The 18404-nt window shown below is 73.3% G+C and carries 15 protein-coding genes; 6 read left to right on the top strand and 9 right to left on the bottom strand.

The window, feature by feature from the left end:
* Positions 1–11: 11 nt before the first annotated feature.
* Positions 12–2729, bottom strand: coding sequence for an ATP-binding protein (locus tag FE251_RS06505; protein ID WP_139948304.1), 2718 nt, complete (start codon positions 2727–2729; stop codon positions 12–14).
* Between the two features lie 262 nt (positions 2730–2991).
* Between FE251_RS06505 and FE251_RS06500 the strand changes: the two genes are divergently transcribed.
* From FE251_RS06500 to FE251_RS06475, 6 genes are all read left to right on the top strand, one after another.
* Complete coding sequence (locus tag FE251_RS06500) at positions 2992–3549, top strand: small multidrug efflux protein (RefSeq protein WP_139073130.1); 558 nt, start codon at positions 2992–2994, stop codon at positions 3547–3549.
* Positions 3550–3934: 385 nt separating this feature from the next.
* Complete coding sequence (gene kdpA, locus FE251_RS06495) at positions 3935–5602, top strand: potassium-transporting ATPase subunit KdpA (RefSeq protein ID WP_139948303.1); 1668 nt, start codon at positions 3935–3937, stop codon at positions 5600–5602.
* Positions 5599–7737 (top strand): potassium-transporting ATPase subunit KdpB, encoded by a 2139-nt coding sequence (kdpB, locus tag FE251_RS06490; RefSeq protein ID WP_139948302.1) that lies wholly within the window; start codon positions 5599–5601, stop codon positions 7735–7737. The genes kdpA and kdpB overlap by 4 nt, the downstream gene beginning before the upstream one ends.
* Positions 7734–8381 carry a potassium-transporting ATPase subunit KdpC gene (gene kdpC, locus FE251_RS06485; protein ID WP_139073109.1) on the top strand — a complete coding sequence of 216 codons (648 nt, stop codon included), beginning with the start codon at positions 7734–7736 and terminating at the stop codon, positions 8379–8381. Before kdpB ends, kdpC begins: the two co-directional genes overlap by 4 nt.
* A complete protein-coding gene (locus FE251_RS06480; protein WP_269144723.1) occupies positions 8378–10915 on the top strand; it encodes an ATP-binding protein in 2538 nt (845 codons plus the stop codon). The genes kdpC and FE251_RS06480 overlap by 4 nt, the downstream gene beginning before the upstream one ends.
* Positions 10912–11592 carry a response regulator gene (locus FE251_RS06475; RefSeq protein ID WP_139948301.1) on the top strand — a complete coding sequence of 227 codons (681 nt, stop codon included), beginning with the start codon at positions 10912–10914 and terminating at the stop codon, positions 11590–11592. The genes FE251_RS06480 and FE251_RS06475 overlap by 4 nt, the downstream gene beginning before the upstream one ends.
* 89 nt (positions 11593–11681) lie before the next feature.
* Here FE251_RS06475 and FE251_RS06470 read toward each other — a convergent pair whose 3' ends face one another.
* From FE251_RS06470 to FE251_RS06435, 8 genes are read right to left on the bottom strand one after another with little or no spacing between them, the layout of a single operon-like run.
* A complete protein-coding gene (locus tag FE251_RS06470) occupies positions 11682–12020 on the bottom strand; it encodes a metal-sulfur cluster assembly factor (RefSeq protein WP_139073107.1) in 339 nt (112 codons plus the stop codon).
* Positions 12017–12511, bottom strand: coding sequence for a Fe-S cluster assembly sulfur transfer protein SufU (gene sufU, locus FE251_RS06465; protein WP_139073106.1), 495 nt, complete (start codon positions 12509–12511; stop codon positions 12017–12019). The genes FE251_RS06470 and sufU overlap by 4 nt, the downstream gene beginning before the upstream one ends.
* Positions 12504–13814 carry a cysteine desulfurase gene (locus FE251_RS06460; protein ID WP_139948300.1) on the bottom strand — a complete coding sequence of 437 codons (1311 nt, stop codon included), beginning with the start codon at positions 13812–13814 and terminating at the stop codon, positions 12504–12506. The genes sufU and FE251_RS06460 overlap by 8 nt, the downstream gene beginning before the upstream one ends.
* Before the next feature lie 20 nt (positions 13815–13834).
* The gene (gene sufC / locus FE251_RS06455; RefSeq protein WP_139073104.1) at positions 13835–14593 is read right to left on the bottom strand and encodes a Fe-S cluster assembly ATPase SufC; all 759 of its coding nucleotides are present in this window, start codon (positions 14591–14593) and stop codon (positions 13835–13837) included.
* 34 nt (positions 14594–14627) lie between these two features.
* Positions 14628–14975 carry a non-heme iron oxygenase ferredoxin subunit gene (locus tag FE251_RS06450; RefSeq protein WP_139073103.1) on the bottom strand — a complete coding sequence of 116 codons (348 nt, stop codon included), beginning with the start codon at positions 14973–14975 and terminating at the stop codon, positions 14628–14630.
* The gene (gene sufD / locus FE251_RS06445; RefSeq protein ID WP_139948299.1) at positions 14972–16207 is read right to left on the bottom strand and encodes a Fe-S cluster assembly protein SufD; all 1236 of its coding nucleotides are present in this window, start codon (positions 16205–16207) and stop codon (positions 14972–14974) included. Before sufD ends, FE251_RS06450 begins: the two co-directional genes overlap by 4 nt.
* Positions 16207–17637: a Fe-S cluster assembly protein SufB gene (sufB, locus tag FE251_RS06440; RefSeq protein ID WP_139073101.1), complete on the bottom strand. Its 1431-nt coding sequence runs from the start codon at positions 17635–17637 to the stop codon at positions 16207–16209. The genes sufD and sufB overlap by 1 nt, the downstream gene beginning before the upstream one ends.
* Positions 17637–18356, bottom strand: coding sequence for a helix-turn-helix transcriptional regulator (locus tag FE251_RS06435; RefSeq protein WP_139073100.1), 720 nt, complete (start codon positions 18354–18356; stop codon positions 17637–17639). Before FE251_RS06435 ends, sufB begins: the two co-directional genes overlap by 1 nt.
* Positions 18357–18404: the final 48 nt, after the last annotated feature.

Below are 18404 nucleotides of genomic sequence, written 5' to 3'. Positions count from 1 at the left end.
TTGCCGGGTGGTCAGGGCAGGTCGAGCGTGCTGAGCTGGCGACGCGAGGTGATCCCGAGCTTGCGGAAGATGGTGCGCAGGTGGGCCTCGACGGTCCGCGGGCTGAGGAACAGCTGCGCGCCGACCTCCCGTGAGGTCGCTCCCGTCGCCACGAGCCGCGCGACGTGCAGCTCCTGGGTGGTGAGCTCGTCGACCGGCTGCGCGGACCGCGCGCGCGGGTGCTCGCCCGTCGCCTTGAGCTCGCGGGCGGCGCGGGCGGCGAACCCGTCGGCGCCCATGTCGAGGAGGAGCTCGTGGGCCGTGCGCAGGTGCTCCCGGGCGTCGCGGCGGCGGCCCTCGCGGCGCAGCCACTCGCCGTAGACGAGGTGGGTACGGGCGAGGTACCCGCCCATCCGGGTCCGCACGAGCTGGTCGAGGGCCTCGCGGTACCCGTCCTCGGCGGCTGCTCCGGTGCTCGTCAGGGCCTGGGACCGTGCCGCCATCCCGGCGGCCCACGCGGTGCCGCTCGCCCTGGCGCGGACGGACAGCTGCTCGAGCACCGCACTCGCGGCCTCGGGCCGCCCGGCACGGGCCGCCGCCTCGACGAGCTCGATGTGGGCGAGGTTGGACAGCGCCAGCTCCTGCGACGTCAGCGCCCGCTCCGCGGCGTCCTGCGCGAGCGCGTAGCCTCCCGACCCGTTGTGGAGCACTGCGAGCGCGTACTCGGCCAGGGCGGCCTCCGTGCCGCCACCGGCGGGGTCGTGGAGGGCATGGACGTGGAGCTCGGCGGTCCCCGCCTGGTCCCCGCGCCAGGCACCGAGGATGACGTGGGCGTGACGCAGCTGGGCACCACCCGTGGCCTGCGTGATCGCCGTCGCCTCGGTGGCGAGCTCGCCGGCCCGCGCGAGCTGCCCCATGAGGACCGACACGATGGACAGGAACCGCAGCGCGTCGGGCAGGGCGGTCAGCGCGCCGGCCTCGCGCGCCAGCCGCACGTGGCGGGTGGCCAGCGTGTGCACGAGCTCGTCGTCGAGGATCGCCACCGCGTTCCGGCCCGCGAGCCGCAGCCAGCGGTCACCGCTGGGGTCCGACTGCCCGTCGACGCAGAACGCCTCCAGGGCCCGGCGCAGCGCGGGCGTGCCCGCCGCGTGCCCGCTCGTCAGCGTCGTCACGAGCCCGTCGAGCAGGAGGTCGGCAGGCCTGGGCAGCCCGGCCGGTGCCGGTGCCTCCCGGGCGGCCGTCGCCACCTCCACCGCGCCGTGCGCGGTACCTCCGGTGACGAGTGCCGCGTCCAGCGCGTGCAGGTAGGTCTCCCGAGCGAGGCTCGCGTCGAGCGGCGCGAGTGCCTGTGCGGCCCGGAGCAGGGACCCGGGCACGTCACCGTCCCGGCTCCGGTACAGCCCGACCTGGGCGCGGAGCAGCTCGAGACGAGATCGTGCGAGGTCGTCCAGCGGGCCCGCCCCGGCCAGGGCCAGCAGCTCCAGCGCGGCGTCGGGGGCACCTGCCTCGTGCTTGGCGTAGGCGGCGTCCAGCGCCCGCCTCGCACGGTCGGCGGGGTGGGTGGAGAGCTCGGCCGCGCGCTGCAGGAACGCGGCCGCGGCGGCCGGCCCGCCGCGGGCGCGCACCCGGGCGGCGGAGACCTCCAGCGCCTCGGCGGCCTCCTCGTCGGGCCCGAGCACCGCCAGGGCACGGTGCCAGCTGCGGCGGTCCGGGTCCGTCGCGGGGTCGGTGACCTCGGCCAGCGCGCCGTGGGCCCGGCGGCGATCGGGCGCTGAGGCGGCCCCGTAGACCGCCGACCGCACCAGCGGGTGCCGGAAGCGCACCCGCGAGCCGATCTCCAGCAGCCCGGCGGCCTCCGCCGGGGTCGCCGCCTCGCGGGCGACACCGAGGTGCTCGACCGCGCGCCACAGCAGCGCCACGTCACCGGTCGGCTCGCAAGCGGCGACGAGGAGCAGCTGCTGCGTCTCGCTGGGAAGCCCGTGCGAGCGGCGCCGGAAGCTCTCCTCGACGCGGCGGGGGACGCTGCGCGCACCGGGCAGCCCGAACCCGCCCGCGAGGCCGTCCGGGCCCATGGTGCGGGGCAGCTCGAGGAGGGCGAGCGGGTTGCCGTGCGCCTCGGCGAGGATCCGCAGACGCACCTCGTCGTCCAGCGGTGCGCGCACCGCTCCGTCGAGCAGCGCCCGGGCCTCGGGCTCCCCGAGCGGCTCCAGCCGGAGCTCGGGCAGGCCGGAGAACGCGCGCGCCCCACCCTCGTCCGGGTCGCGCACCGAGAGCAGGATCGCCAGTCGTTCGGCGCCCAGGCGGCGGGCCACGAAGGCCAGGACCTGCGCCGAGGCCTCGTCCAGCCACTGCGCGTCGTCGACGAGGCAGAGCACGGGCCCGTCCTCGGCGGCCTCGGCCAGGAGCGTGAGGACGGCCAGCCCCACGAGGAACAGGTCCGGGGCAGCGCCGCCGTGGATGCCGAACGCGACGCCGAGAGCGGCGCGTTGCGGCTCCGGCAGCGTGTCGGTGCGGTCCAGGAGGGTGGCGCACAGCTGGTGGAGACCCGCGAACGCGAGCTGCGCCTCGGACTCCACGCCGACGAGGTCCTCCACCCGGAACCCCGAGGCGAGCGCCGACCGCCGCGCGTGCTCGAGCAGGGCGGTCTTGCCGATGCCTGCCTCGCCGCGGGCGACGAGGCAGCCGCTGTGCCCGGCGCGCGCCAGGGACAGCAGCTTCTCGACCGTGTCGCGCTCGGCGCGCCGGCCCACGAGATCAGTCAGGTCGTCCCCCCGTCCACGGCCGGTTCGCCGCCAACCGTAGCGGTTCCGGTGGGAGGAGGTGGCCCGGTCCGCGGGGCCGCACGACCGTGCCTGCGTAGGTGGTTGTCACCGACGCGAGCGACGGTCGCCCGCTGCGAACGTGGCGGCATCGCCACGGATCACCCCGGGAGACCGGCCACCACCGGCCGCCCGGCTCGTCCCCCCGGCGCCGCACGTCCGTCCAGCCACACGACACACGAGAGGAACGACCATGAATGCCATCGAACGACTCATCATCAACTTCCAGGAGCTCGTCGCCCAGGTGCCCGAGGCCCTGCAACCGCTCATCGTCGCGCTCGCGGGAGTGATCCCGTTCGTCGAGGGCGAGGTCGCCTCCCTGATCGGCATCGCCGGCGGGATCAACCCGATCGTCGCGGGCGTCGCCGCCGCGACCGGGAACTTCCTCAGCGTCCTCGTCGTCGTGGCGGTGACCGCACGGGCGAGGACCGCGGTCGTCGACCGGCGGCTGCGGCCGGTGCCGGTCGGTGCGGGCGCGATGCCGGCGTCGGCCCTCGAGGAGACGCCCGCGAGGCCGCAGTCCAAGGGACGTGCCCGCTTCAACAGGTGGCTCCTGCGGTTCGGAGTGCCCGGCGCGAGCATCCTCGGCCCGCTCGCCGTCCCGACCCAGGTCACGTCGGCGATCCTCGTCGGCGGCGGGACCTCGCGGCGCTGGGTCCTGCTCTGGCAGGCCGTCGCCATCGTGCTCTGGACGACCATCAGCACCGTCTCGGTGTGGGCAGCCCTCACCTACGTGGTCGGTGTCTCCTGACCCCCGCCCCTGTGGGGAGCCGGCCGCCACGGCCCTGCCGCCCCGCCCCGAGACCGACCACCCACGACCGTGCACGATCCAGCTCTCGGCGCAGGAAGGTCCCCGGAGGGGCCCCTTCCCGCCGAGAGCTGGATCGTGCACGGCGGCCCTTTCCCGGTCGGGGCCGCACGGGACGCGTCAGGATCGGCCGCCCGACCGTCAGGGACCCGTCAAAGAGGGCCGTCCGAGGGCGCGGCCGGGTCTAGAACTAGGCGGTCGAACTCGTCCGCGCCGGCTCCCGGCGCGACCACCTGGAAGGGGTCCCCCATGGCCGACCTGGCCTACGTCGTGCTGACGGTCGCGGTCATCGCCCTCGTCGCGCTCGCCGCACGCAGGGCGGAGCGTCATGAACGATGAGGTCGCCGCCGCCGCCGGGCAGCTCGCCCTGCTCGTCGCGGTGCTGCTCGTCCTCCAGCGGCCCGTCGGCAGTTACCTCGTGTGGGCGCTGCAGTCACCGCGACACCTGCGCGTGGAGCGAGCCGCCTATCGCCTCATGCGGGTGGACCCCGACGCCGACCAGCGGTGGAACACCTACCTCTTCTCGGTCCTCGGGTTCTCGCTCGCCTCGGTGCTCCTGCTCTACGGGCTGGCCCGCCTCCAGCACCTCCTGCCCATGTCGCTGGGCGCCGACCCCATGGAGCCCGCGGGCGCCTGGAACGCCGCCGTCTCCTTCGTGACGAACACGAACTGGCAGTGGTTCTCCGGCGAGCAGGCCGCCGGGCACCTGCTCCAGATGAGCGGCTTCGCCGTGCAGAACTTCCTGTCCGCCGCGGTGGGGATCGCCGTCGCGGTCGCCGTCGTGCGCGGGTTCGCGCGCTCCGCGGCCGACCACCGGGTGGGCAACTTCTGGGCCGACCTCGTCCGCACTGTCGGCCGGGTGCTGCTCCCCGTCGCGTTCGTCGGCGCCCTCCTCCTCGTCGCAACAGGTGTCGTGCAGAACCTCGCCGGACCCGCGGAGCTCACGACCCTCGGCGGGGCGAGCCAGCACGCGCTCGGCGGCCCGGTGGCCTCCCAGGAGGTCATCAAGCAGCTCGGGACGAACGGTGGGGGCTTCTTCAATGCCAACGCCGCACACCCGCTGGAGAACCCGACACCGGTGAGCAACCTGCTCCAGGTCCTCCTCATGCTCCTCATCCCCTTCTCCCTCCCGCGCGCGTTCGGGCTCATGGTCGGCTCGAAGCGCCAGGGCTGGGCGGTCCTTGCCGCGATGGGCGTCCTGTGGCTGGGGTCGGTGGCCCTGGTGACGTGGGCGGAGATGTCCGGGCCCGGGCTCGTCCCCGAGGCGGCCGGCGGCGCCATGGAGGGCAAGGAGCAGCGCTTCGGCACCGCGGCCAGCGCGCTGTTCGCGGCGAGCACGACCGCGACCTCGACCGGCGCGGTCAACTCCATGCACGACTCGCTCACGGCGCCCGGTGGCGGGGTCGTCATGCTCAACATGCTGCTCGGCGAGGTCTCCCCCGGCGGGGTCGGGTCGGGGCTCTACGGCATGCTCGTCCTCGCGGTCGTCGCCGTCTTCGTCGCCGGCCTCATGGTCGGGCGCACCCCGGAGCTGCTCGGCAAGAAGATCGGCCCCGGCGAGATGACGCTCGCCTCGCTCAACATCCTCACGATGCCCGCCGTCGTGCTCCTCGGCGCCGCGCTCGCCATCTCGACGGCGGCCGGCCGGGCGGGCATCCAGGAGGCGGGCCCGCACGGGCTGTCGGAGATGCTCTACGCCGTCGCCTCGGCCGGCAACAACAACGGCAGCGCCTTCGCCGGGCTCACCGTCTCCACGCCGTTCTACAACACGCTCCTCGGCCTGGCGATGCTCCTGGGCCGGTTCGTCCCCATCGCCCTCGTCCTCGCGCTCGCCGGGCGGCTCGCCGCCCAGCGCACCGTCCCCGCCGGGGCGGGCACGCTGCCGACCCAGGGGGCGCTGTTCGTCGTCCTCCTCGTCGGCGTCACGCTCGTCATGGTGGCGCTGACGTTCGTCCCGGTCCTCGCGCTCGGCCCAGTCACGGAGTCGCTCTCATGACCCTCGCCCCCACCCGCCCCGGGCCCGCCGCCCAGGCCACCGCCCACGCCCCGCGCGTCACGGTCCCCGGCGCCCCGCTCGGCCCGCGCCAGCTGCTCGCCGCAGTCCCCGGCGCCCTCACCAAGCTCGACCCGCGCACCCTCCACCGCGAGCCGGTGCTGCTCGTCGTCGAGGCCGGCGCCGCGCTGTGCACCGTCCTGTCGGTCCTCGACCCCAGCGTCTTCGCCGTCCTCGTCACCCTCTGGCTGTGGGGCACGGTGCTCTTCGCGACGCTCGCCGAGTCGGTCGCCGAGGGGCGCGGCAAGGCGCAGGCCGCGAGCCTGCGCGCCACCCAGCGCCAGACCACGGCCAGGCGCCTCCCCGGCACCGTCACCGGCGGCCCGCTCGCCGAGCTGCCGACCGAGGAGGTCGCCTCGACCGAGCTGCGCGTGGGCGACCTCGTCGTCGTCACCGCCGGGGAGCTCGTCCCGGGCGACGGCGACGTCGTCGAGGGCATCGCGAGCGTCGACGAGTCGGCGGTCACCGGGGAGTCGGCGCCCGTCATCCGCGAGTCCGGAGGGGACCGCTCCGCGGTCACCGGAGGGACCCGGGTGCTCTCCGACCGGGTCGTCGTGCGGATCACCGCGCCCGCGGGGCACACGTTCGTCGACCGGATGATCGCCCTCGTCGAGGGCAGCGACCGCCGGCGCACCCCGAACGAGCAGGCGCTGGACGTCCTCCTCACCGTCCTCACCGTCGTCTTCGTGCTCGTCGTCCTCACCCTGCAGCCCTTCGCCACCTGGTCCGGGCAGCCGCAGCCGCTGCTCGTGCTCGTCGCCCTCCTCGTGTGCCTCATCCCGACGACGATCGGGGCGCTGCTCTCCGCGATCGGCATCGCCGGCATGGACCGCCTCGTGCGGCGCAACGTGCTCGCGATGTCGGGCCGGGCCGTCGAGGCGGCCGGGGACGTCGACACCCTCCTCCTCGACAAGACCGGCACGATCACGCTCGGCAACCGGCAGGCGGCCGCCCTGCTGCCCGCCGCCGGGACCGACCCCGCCCACCTCGCCGACGCCGCACAGCTGTCCTCGATGGCCGACGAGACGCCAGAGGGCCGTAGCGTGCTCGTCCTCGTCAAGGAGACCTTCGGGCTGCGGGCCCGCGAGAGCGGTGAGCTGCCCGGCGCCGTCCTCGTCCCATTCGCCGCCCGCACCCGGATGAGCGGGCTCGACCTCCCCGGCGAGGGCGGTGGGCCCCGGCGCATCCGCAAGGGGGCCGCCGGCGCCGTCGCCGAGTGGGTCGCCTCGACCGGCGGGCACACCGGGCCGGACGTCACGGCCGCCGCGGACGAGATCAGTGCCTCCGGCGGGACTCCCCTGCTCGTCGCCGAGCAGCTCGGGGACCGGCCCGCCCGGGCGCTGGGCGTCATCCACCTCAAGGACGTCGTCAAGGACGGCCTGCGGGATCGGTTCGACGCCATGCGCGCGATGGGGATCCGCACCGTCATGGTCACCGGCGACAACGAGCTCACCGCGCGGGCGATCGCGGCGGAGGCCGGCGTGGACGACGTCCTCGCCGAGGCCACGCCGGAGGACAAGCTCGCCCTCATCCGCCACGAGCAGAGCGGCGGGCGCCTCGTCGCGATGGCCGGGGACGGCACGAACGACGCGCCCGCGCTCGCCCAGGCCGACGTCGGGGTCGCGATGAACACCGGCACGACCGCCGCGAAGGAGGCCGGCAACATGGTCGACCTCGACTCCGACCCGACCAAGCTCATCGAGATCGTCGAGATCGGCAAGCAGCTGCTCATCACCCGCGGGGCGCTGACGACGTTCTCCATCGCCAACGACGTCGCGAAGTACTTCGCGATCCTGCCCGCGATGTTCGCCGGTGTGCTGCCCCAGCTCGACGCCCTCAACGTCATGCGCCTGGCGAGCCCCGAGTCGGCCATCCTGTCCGCCGTCGTCTTCAACGCCCTCGTCATCCTCGCGCTCATCCCCCTCGCCCTGCGCGGGGTGCGCTACCGGCCGGCGTCCGCCGCCCGGCTGCTGCGCCGCAACCTCCTCGTCTACGGCCTCGGCGGGCTGGTCGTCCCGTTCGTCGGGATCAAGCTCATCGACCTCGTCGTCTCCCTCATCCCCGGGATCGCCTCATGACCACCACCCAGAGCCGGCGGCGCACCGGCGCCGCCGCCACCACGACGACGCTCCTGCGGCACTGCAGCGCGGGCCTGCGCGTGCTGCTCGTCCTCACCGCCGTCCTCGGGATCGCCTACCCGCTGGCCGTCACCGGCGTCGCCCAGGTCCTGCTCCCCTGGCAGGCGAACGGCTCCCTGCTCACCGCCACCGGGCAACGGACCCTGTCGGCGGAGGCCGCCGTCGGCTCCGCGCTCGTCGGCCAGCCCTTCACCGGGCCGGAGTGGTTCCACCCCAGGCCGTCGGCCGCCGGCGAGGGGCACGACACCCTCGCCTCCGGCGGGTCCAACCTCGGCCCGCTGAACCCGGACCTCCTCAGGACGGTGGTCGAGCGGCGCGAGACGTTGGCGAGTCGTGAGGGCGTGCCTGCCGGCACCGTCCCGCCCGACGCCGTCACCGCCTCGGCCTCCGGCCTGGACCCGCACGTCTCCCCCGAGTACGCCGAGCTCCAAGTGGCGCGCGTCGCCGCGGCCCGCGGGCTGACGCTCGAGCAGGTGCGCGGCCTCGTGGCCGAGCACAGTGCCGGACGCGACCTCGGGATCCTCGGCGCGCCGCGGGTCAACGTCCTGACGCTCAACCTCGCGCTGGCGACAATGGGCCGGTGAACGACACCCCGTCCACCCCGCGCCCCGGCCCACCGCCGGGGCGACGAGGCCGACTCACGGTCTACTTCGGCGCCGCGCCGGGAGTCGGCAAGACCTACGCCATGCTCGACGAGGCGCACCGGCGCCGCACGCGCGGCGTGGACGTCGTCGTCGGCTACGTCGAGACGCACGGGCGCGCGCCGGTCGTGGCGCTCCTCGAGGGCCTGGAGGTGCTCCCACGCCAGGAGCTCACCTACCGCGGGCAGAGCTTCACCGAGCTCGACACGCAGGCCGTCCTGCGCCGCAGCCCCCGGGTCGTGCTCGTCGACGAGCTCGCGCACACCAACGTCCCCGGCTCGGCGCACGCCAGGCGGTGGCAGGACGTCGAGGAGCTGCTCGACGCGGGGATGGACGTCGTCACCACCGTCAACGTCCAGCACCTGGAGTCCCTCAACGACGATGTCGAGGCGGTCACCGGGGTGCGCCAGCGCGAGACGGTGCCCGACCACGTCGTCCGCCAGGCCTACCAGATCCAGCTCATCGACCTCGCCCCGGAGGCGCTGCGCCGCCGGCTGGCCCACGGCAACATCTACCGCGCCGACCAGATCGACGCCTCGCTGTCCTCCTACTTCCGCCTCGGCAACCTCACCGCGCTGCGCGAGCTCGCCCTGCTGTGGCTGGCCGACCGCGTCGACGACGCCCTCATCAGCTACCGGCGCGAGCACGCGATCTCGCGGACCTGGCCGACGCGCGAGCGGGTCGTCGTCGCCGTGACCGGCGGACCGGAGAGCGAGACGCTCATCCGGCGCGGAGCCCGTATCGCCCAGCGCGCCGCGGGCAGCGAGCTGCTCGCGGTCCACGTCCTGTCCGGCGACGGCCTGCCGGCCGCAGCCCCCGCGACGCTCGAGGCCCAGCGCCGGCTGGTCGAGGAGCTCGACGGGAGCTTCCACACCGTCATCGGGGAGGACACGGCGGCTGCGGTCGTCGACTTCGCGGCGGCGGTGAACGCGACGATGATCGTCGTCGGCGTCTCGCGACGCAGCCGGTGGGTCCGGGTGCTCACCGAGTCCGTCGGCACCGAGATCGCCCGGCTCGCGGAGACGGTCGATGTCCACCTCGTCACCCACGAGCAGGCCCGTCGCGGCCGGCGAAGGCCCAACCGAGAGGCGCGGCTGCCGTTCTCCCGGACGTTGGCGGGCTGGGCGCTGGCCGTCGCCGGTCCGGTCGCCCTCACTGCGGTGCTGCACCTGGTGCCCGAGTCCGCCGGGCTCAGCACCGAGATCCTGCTCTACCTCGCACTCACCGTGGGCGTCGCGCTCGTCGGAGGCCTGTGGCCGGCGCTCTTCGCCGCGGTCGCCGCGTTCCTCGCCCTCAACTTCTTCTTCACCGCGCCCACCGGACGGCTGACAGTCGCCGACCCACACAACCTCCTCGCGCTCGGCGTCTTCGTCGTCGTCGCCGCGGCGGTCGCGTCGGTCGTCCACCTCGCCGTCCTGCGCAGCGCCCAGGCCGCCCGGGCGCGCGCGGAGGCGAGCGCCCTCGCCCAGGTGGCCCGGTCCGTGCTCGAGGGTGAGGACACCGCCGAGTCCCTCGTCTCGCGGGTCCGGGAGGCTTTCACGCTCGAGTCGGTCGCCCTCCTCGCCCGCGACGGCGCCCGGTGGCGCACGGTGGCGACGTCGGGGAGCAGCCCCCCGCGCTCGCCCGAGGAGGCGGACACGGTCGCCACGGTCGACCCGATGCGGGTGCTCGCGCTGCGCGGGCACAGCCTCCACGCAGGTGCCCGGAGGGTGCTCGAGGCGTTCGCCACCCAGGCCGGCAACATCCTGGAGTACCGCCGCCTGCGTGAACAGGCCGAGCAGGCGCGGCTCCTCGAGCACGCCGAGGCGACCCGCACCGCCCTCCTCGCCGCGGTCTCCCACGACCTGCGCACCCCGCTGGCCACGATCCGCACCTCCATCGACGGGCTGCTCGCCCCGGACATCCGGCTCGGGGCCGCCGACACCGCCGACCTCACCCGCACGGTGGCCGACGCGACCGCGCGGCTCGAGCGGCTCATCGACAACCTGCTCGACCTCTCCCGGCTGCAGACCGGCAGCGTGGCCCCTGTCCTGCGGGCTGCGAGCCTCGACGAGATCGTCCCGCTCGCGACCGAGGGCCTGGCCACTGCGGCCGTGCGGCTCGACGTGCCCGAGACGCTCCCGCTCGTCCTCACCGACCCGGGGCTGCTCGAGCGCGTCATCGCCAACGTCGTGTCCAATGCCGTGCGGCACGCCCCGGCCGGGGCACCGGTCCTCGTCAACGCCTCGGCGACGGACGCGCACGTGGAGGTGCGGGTCGTGGACACCGGGCCGGGGGTGAGCGAGGACCGCAAGGAGCACCTCTTCGAGCCGTTCCAGCGGCTCGGGGACACCTCCTCCGGCGGCCTGGGCCTGGGCCTGGCCGTCGCGCACGGTCTCGCGGGAGCGGTCGGGGCGGAGATCTCCGCCGAGGACACCCCGGGTGGCGGGCTCACCATGGTGCTCACCGTGCCGGTGGCCGGGAGGCGGGCGCCGTGAGCCCTCGGGTCCTCATCGTCGACGACGAGTCCGACCTCGTCCGGGCGCTGACGATCAACCTGCGCGCCCACGGGTGGGAGGTGACCGCGGCGCTCGACGGCACCCACGCCCTGCGGCTCGCCGCGACCGCCCACCCCGACGTCGTGCTCCTCGACCTCGGGCTGCCGGACCTCCCCGGCATGGACGTCATCGCCGGCATCCGGGGCTGGAGCCGGGTACCGATCGTCGTCCTGTCCGCCCGCCAGCACGGCGAGGACAAGGTCGCCGCACTGGACGCGGGCGCGGACGACTACGTGACCAAGCCGTTCGCGATGAACGAGCTCCTCGCCCGGCTGCGGGCAGCGGTGCGGCGCTCGGCCCCGGCGAGCGAGGACGACGGCCTCGTCGAGGCCGGGGAGCTCACCGTCGACCTCGCCCGCCGACGGGTCCTGCGTGCCGGGCAGGAGGTACGGCTCACGCCCACCGAGTGGGCGATCGTCGAGGTGCTCGTGCGCAACAGGGGCCGGCTCGTCACCCGTACCCAGCTGCTCCGGGAGGTGTGGGGGCCGGGTTACGGCACGGAGACGAACTACCTGCGCGTCTACACCGCCCAGCTGCGCCGCAAGCTCGAGGTCGATCCTTCACACCCGCGCCACCTCATCACCCACCCTGGAGCCGGCTACCGCTTCGAGGCCTGACCGGCACGCGCACGATCCAGCTCTCGGGGGAAAGGGCGACGCCCCCGCCCGGGTGGGCGGGGGCGTCTGCGTCGAGAACTGGATCGTGCTCAGACGTTGAAGCCGAGGGCGCGCAGCTGCTCGCGGCCGTCGGAGGTGATCTTCTCCGGGCCCCACGGCGGCAGCCAGACCCAGTTGATCCGCATGTCGTTGACGAGGCCGTCGGTCGCCTGGGCGGCCTGGTCCTCGATGACGTCGGTGAGCGGGCAGGCCGCGGACGTCAGCGTCATGTCGATGACCGCGTTGTTGTTCTGGTCCACGGTGATGCCGTAGACCAGGCCGAGGTCGACGACATTGATGCCGAGCTCGGGGTCGATGACGTCGCGCATCGCCTCCTCGACGTCCGCGGCGGTCGTCGGGCTCGGGTTCGTCTGGGTGGACTCGGTCATCGTTCCTCCTCCTGCGTGCCCGAGGCGGGCTCGCTCGTCAGTGCGTGGGCCAGCGCGTCACGCAGGGCCATCCAGCCCAGCAGCGCGCACTTGATGCGCGCCGGGTACTTGGCGACCCCGGTGAAGGCGCTGGCGTCCCCCAGGGAGTCCTGCTTGTCCTCGGGCAGCTCGGCGCCGCGCCCGTGCATGAGCTCGCGGAACGTCTCGTTGAGCGTGTCGACCTCGTTGATGGTGCGCCCGACGACGAGGTCGTTGAGCACCGACAGGGAGGCCTGGGAGATCGAGCACCCCTGACCGACCCAGCCGACCGCCTCGACGCTGGGCACACCGGCGTCGTGCGAGAGCCGCACGCGCAGCGTGACCTGGTCCCCGCAGGTGGGGTTCACCTGGAAGGACTCGGCGTCGTAGGGGTCGAGCTCACCCGCGCCGTGCTTGGCACGGTAGTGGTCGAGGATGACCTCCTGGTAGAGCTGCTCCATCGCGTCAGCCATGGTCCACCCCGAAGAATCGGCGGACCGTGCCGAGCTGCTCGACGAACACGTCGATCTCCTCCTCGGTCGTGTAGATGCCGGCCGAGGCGCGCGCCGAGGCGTGCACCCCGAGCCGCTGGTGGACCGGCTGGGCACAGTGGTGGCCCACCCGGATCGCGACCCCGGCGTCGTCGAGCACCTGGCCGACGTCGTGCGGGTGCACGCCGTCCACCGAGAAGGCGACGACGGCGAGGCGGTCGCGCGTGTCCGTGGGACCGAGCACCCGCACGCCCGGCACCGAGGAGATGCCGGCGATGAGGCGCTCGGTGAGCGAGTGCTCGTGCGCCGCGACGGCGTCCATCCCCAGCTCGCCGAGGTAGTCGACCGCGGCGTGCAGGCCCACGGTCTGGGACACCATCTGGGTCCCCGCCTCGAAGCGCTGCGGCGCCTCGGCGTAGGTCGTGCGGTCCATGGTCACGACCTGGACCATCGACCCGCCGGTGAGGAACGGGGGCATCTCCGCGAGCAGCTCGCGCCTGCCGTACAGGGCGCCGACGCCGGTGGGCCCGAGCATCTTGTGCCCGGAGAACACCGCGAAGTCGACGTCGAGCGCGCGCAGGTCCACCGGCAGGTGGGGCACGCTCTGGCAGGCGTCGAGCAGCACGAGGGCGCCGACGGCGCGGGCCCGGCGGACGAGCTCGGCCACCGGGCTCACCGCCCCGGTGACGTTCGAGGCGTGGGTGAAGGCGAGCAGCCGGGTTCGCTCACCGACGACGTCGAAGGTCGCCGGGTCGAGCCGGCCGTCGTCGGTCAGGCCGACCCACCGCAGCGTCGCGCCCGTGCGGGCGCACAGCTCCTGCCACGGGACGAGGTTGGCGTGGTGCTCGGCCTCGGTGACGACGATCTCGTCACCGGGACGCAGCCCGAAGATCTCCTGGGCGCGAGCCCCGCCCCGTCCGAGCGTGGCGTTGGACATCGCGTAGGCCACGAGGTTGATGCCCTCGGTGGCGTTCTTCGTCCAGACGAGCTCGTCGGGGGCGACCCCGACGAACGCCGAGACCGCGGCCCGTGCCTGCTCGTATGCCTCGGTGGCCTCCTCGGCGAGCTGGTGGGCACCACGGTGGACGGCCGCGTTGCGCTTCTCGTAGAAGTCCTGCTCGGCGTCGATGACGCACTGCGGCTTCTGCGAGGTGGCCGCCGAGTCCAGGTAGACCAGCGGCCGGCCGCTGCGGGTCGTCCTCCCGAGGATCGGGAAGTCGGCGCGCACGGCCGCCAGCTCGGCCGCGCTCAGCGCGCCCGAGCCGGCGGTGACCGGTGCACTCATGGCTGTCCTTCCGGAGCGGGTCAGACCGCGGCCGCGACGTACTTGTCGTAGCCCTCGGCCTCGAGGCGGTCGGCGAGCTCGGGGCCACCCTCCTCGGCGACGCGACCGGCCACGAACACGTGGACGAAGTCGGGCTTGATGTACTGCAGCACCCGGGTGTAGTGGGTGATGAGGAGGAAGCCGGCGTTCGTCTCGGTGTGGACGCGGTTCACGCCCTCGGCGACGATGCGCAGCGCGTCGACGTCGAGCCCGGAGTCGGTCTCGTCCAGGACGGCGAACTTCGGCTTGAGGAGCTCCATCTGGAGGATCTCGTGGCGCTTCTTCTCACCGCCGGAGAAGCCGGAGTTGACGTCGCGCTGGGCGAACACCGGGTCCATGCGGAGCTTCTCCATGGCCGCGTTGACGTCCTTGACCCAGGTCCGCAGGGCGGGGGCCTCGCCGTCGATGGCGGTCTTGGCGGTGCGCAGGAAGTTGGAGACGGTGACGCCGGGGACCTCGACCGGGTACTGCATGGCGAGGAACAGGCCCGCGCGGGCGCGCTCGTCGACGCTCATCTCCAGGACGTTCTCGCCGTCGAGCAGGATCTCGCCCTCGGTGACCTCGTACTTGGGGTGGCCGGCGATCGCGTAGGCGAGGGTCGACTTGCCCGAGCCGTTGGGGCCCATGACCGCGTGGATCTCACCGCTGTTGATGGTGAGGGTCGCGCCCTTGAGGATCTGCTTCGGGCCGTCGTTGGTCTCGACGTTGACGTGGAGGTTCTTGATCTCAAGCGTGGACATTCGTGTTCTCTTCCTTAAAAGGTGTGTCAGGGGGTCAGGCGTTGGCTGCGACGGTCGTGGTGACGTCGACGAGCACGGAGTCGCCCTGGACGGAGACGGGGTAGACCGGCACGGGCTGGGTGGCCGGCAGGCTCGTCGGCTTGCCGGTGCGCAGGTCGAAGCTCGACCCGTGGAGCCAGCACTCGATCGCGCCGTCCTCCACCTCCCCGTCCGAGAGGCTCACCTGGCCGTGGGAGCAGGTGTCGGAGATGGCGTGGTACTCGCCGTCGGTGTCGCGGACGATCGCCACCGGGACGGGCCGTCCGTCGGCGTCCTCGATGTCCACGCGCATCACCTCACCGGGCTCGAGGTCCCCGGTGTCGCACACGTACTGGGCGCTCATGCGGTCGCGTGCTCCATCGTGCGGTCGAGCTCGGCCTCGATGGCCTTCATGAGCCGCTCGGAGACGACCGGGACACCGATCTGCGCGATGAGCTCGGCGAAGAAGCCGCGGACGACGAGGCGGCGGGCCTCGGCCTCCGGGACGCCGCGCGAGCGCAGGTAGAACAGCTGCTCGTCGTCGAAGCGCCCGGTGGCGCTGGCGTGCCCGGCACCCTCGATCTCGCCGGTCTCGATCTCGAGGTTCGGCACCGAGTCGGCGCGCGCGCCCTCGGTGAGGACGAGGTTGCGGTTGAGCTCGTAGGTGTCGGTGCCCTCGGCGGCCGCCCGGATGAGGACGTCACCGATCCACACGGAGTGCGCGTCCTGCCCCTGCAGCGCGCCCTTGTAGGTGACCCGCGAGACGCAGTTCGGCGCCACGTGGTCGACGAACAGGCGGTGCTCCTGGTGCTGGCCGGCGTCGGTGAAGTACAGACCGAGCATCTCGACGTTGCCGCCGGGGGCCCCGAGGGAGGCGTCCGGGGTCACGCGCACGACGTCGCCGCCGAGGGTGACGACGATGTGCTTGAGGTTGGCGTCCTGGCCGAGGCGCGAGCGGTGCGAGGACAGGTGCAGCGCACCGTCCTCCCAGTCCTGGACGCTGACGAGGGTGAGGCGCGCGTTGGCCTCGACGTCGATCTCGACGGTCTGGGCGAGGCTCGCGGAGCCCCGGTGGTCCAGGACGACGATCGCCTCGCTGCTCTCCTCGGCGCGCACGAGGACGTGCTGCGCGGCGACGCCCTGCGCGCCGGTCCCGCTGACCGTGACCATCGTCGGCGCACCCGCCGCGTGGCCCCGCGGCACGGTGACGACGAGGGCCTCGGTGAAGGACGTCCAGGCGGCGGCCGCGGCGCGGTCGCCGGGGGCGCCGACCTGGCCGAGGCGGGAGTCCTCGCGGCCCACGCGCTCGACGAGGACGCCGTCGGCGGCCTCGACGGTGACGTCGGGCGAGGCGCCGTCGAGCGCACCGGCGAAGAAGCCCTGGAGGCGGTCGACGGGCGAGAAGCGCCAGTCCTCCTCGCGCCCGGTGGGCACGGCGAAGTCGGCGAGCTCGAAGGAGGTGGCGCGGTCGGCGCGGGAGGACTCCGGGACGGTGCCGCCGCCGTGGGTGTGGGCGGCGTCCGTGGTGGCGCGGGAGTGGTCGGTCTTCATCTGGTCGTCAGTCGTTCCCTTGGTGGTGTCGGTCGTCGCGGTCATCAGCCCACCGCCCCTTCCATCTGCAGCTCGATGAGGCGGTTGAGCTCGAGGGCGTACTCCATGGGCAGCTCGCGCGCGATCGGCTCGACGAAGCCGCGGACGATCATCGCCATCGCCTCGGGCTCCTCCATGCCGCGCGACATGAGGTAGAAGAGCTGGTCGGCGCTGACCTTGGAGACGGTGGCCTCGTGGCCCATCTCGACGTCGTCGACGCGGACGTCGACGTACGGGTAGGTGTCCGAGCGCGAGATGAGGTCGACGAGCAGCGCGTCGCACAGGACGGTCGACTTCGACTGCGCCGCCCCCTCGAGCACCTGGACCAGGCCGCGGTAGGAGGCGCGGCCACCGCCGCGGGCGACCGACTTCGACACGATCGAGGAGGACGTGCGCGGCGCCATGTGGACCATCTTCGAGCCGGTGTCCTGGTGCTGGCCCTCGCCGGCGAAGGCGATGGACAGGGTCTCGCCGCGGGCGTGCTCGCCCATGAGGTAGACCGCCGGGTACTTCATCGTCACCTTGGAGCCGATGTTCCCGTCGATCCACTCCATCGTGCCGCCCTGCTCGACGGTCGCGCGCTTGGTCACGAGGTTGTAGACGTTGTTCGACCAGTTCTGGATCGTCGTGTAGCGGACGCGGGCGTCCTTCTTCACGATGATCTCGACGACCGCGGAGTGCAGCGAGTCGGTCTTGTAGATCGGCGCGGTGCAGCCCTCGACGTAGTGCACGTAGGAGCCCTCGTCGGCGATGATCAGCGTCCGCTCGAACTGGCCCATGTTCTCGGTGTTGATCCGGAAGTAGGCCTGGAGCGGGATCTCGACGTGCACGCCCTTGGGGACGTAGACGAAGGAGCCACCGGACCACACCGCGGTGTTGAGCGCGGCGAACTTGTTGTCACCCGACGGGATGACGGTGCCGAAGTACTCCTCGAAGATCTCCGGGTGCTCCTTGAGCGCGGTGTCGGTGTCGAGGAAGATGACGCCCTGCTGCTCGAGGTCCTCGCGGATCTGGTGGTAGACGACCTCGGACTCGTACTGCGCGGCGACACCGGCGACGAGTCGCTGCTTCTCGGCCTCCGGGATGCCGAGGCGGTCGTAGGTGTTCTTGATGTCCTCGGGGAGCTCCTCCCACGAGGTCGCCTGCTTCTCCGTCGAGCGCACGAAGTACTTGATGTTGTCGAAGTCGATGTCCGACAGGTCCGCGCCCCAGTTCGGCATGGGCTTCTTGTCGAAGAGGCTGAGGGCGCGCAGGCGGCGCTTGAGCATCCACTCCGGCTCGTCCTTCAGCGCGGAGATGTTGCGCACGACCGCCTCGTCCAGGCCGCGACGCGCGGTGGAGCCGGCGTCGTCCTTGTCGTGCCAGCCGAAACGGTAGTTCCCGATCGAGGCGATGGTCTCGTCCTGGGTCATCGGGGTGTCGGTCGTACTCGTCATCAGTTTCCTTCCATGGCGTCACCGCGCGGCGACGTGGTCGTGCTCGGTCGGCCGATCTGGACCGTGGGGATGTGGGTGGTACACACGTGCTCGCCGCGGGCCAGCGTAGCCAGCCGTTGGACGTGCACGCCGAGCAGGCGGGAGAAGGCCCGGGTCTCGGCGTCGCACAGCTGGTGGTAGGACTCGGCGACGGTGAGCACCGGGCAGTTGCCCTGGCACAGCTGCACGGCCAGACCGTGCGGCCCGACAGAGCGCACCGTGGCGGCGTAGCCGTCGGCGGTGAGGGCGCCGGCCAGCGCGTGGGCGCGGTCCGCGACGTCGTCGCCGGCGGCTGCGACGACGGGCGCGTAGCGCTCCTCGAGCTCACCGACCCGCTGCCCGGCGAACCGCTCGACGGCGTCCGGTCCGGCGACGGTCTCGATGAACCCGAGCGCCTGGGTGGCGAGGTCGGAGTAGGCGTGGGACAGACCGGCCCGCCCCGCGTCGGTGGCGACGTAGTACCGCGCGGGCCGCCCGCGGCGGCGCTGCTCCGGCCCGGTGGGCAGGTGGACGACGATCCGCTCCTCGCGCTCGAGGGCGGCGATGTGGCGGCGCACGCCCGCCGGGGTGAGCTCGAGGAGACGGGCGAGCTCGGCGGCGCTGATCGGCCCCTGCTCGACGACGAGGCGCAGGACGCGGTCCTGAGTCGTCACGTCGGACTCGACGTTCGTCTCGCTCATCACCGCTCCTTCCTTCTTCTCCGGGGGGCACACCTCACCCACGCATTA

This window comes from Georgenia wutianyii, from assembly GCF_006349365.1.
GTDB classification, from domain to species: Bacteria; Actinomycetota; Actinomycetes; order Actinomycetales; family Actinomycetaceae; genus Oceanitalea; species Oceanitalea wutianyii.
This window is presented reverse-complemented; position numbering and strand designations above follow the sequence as displayed.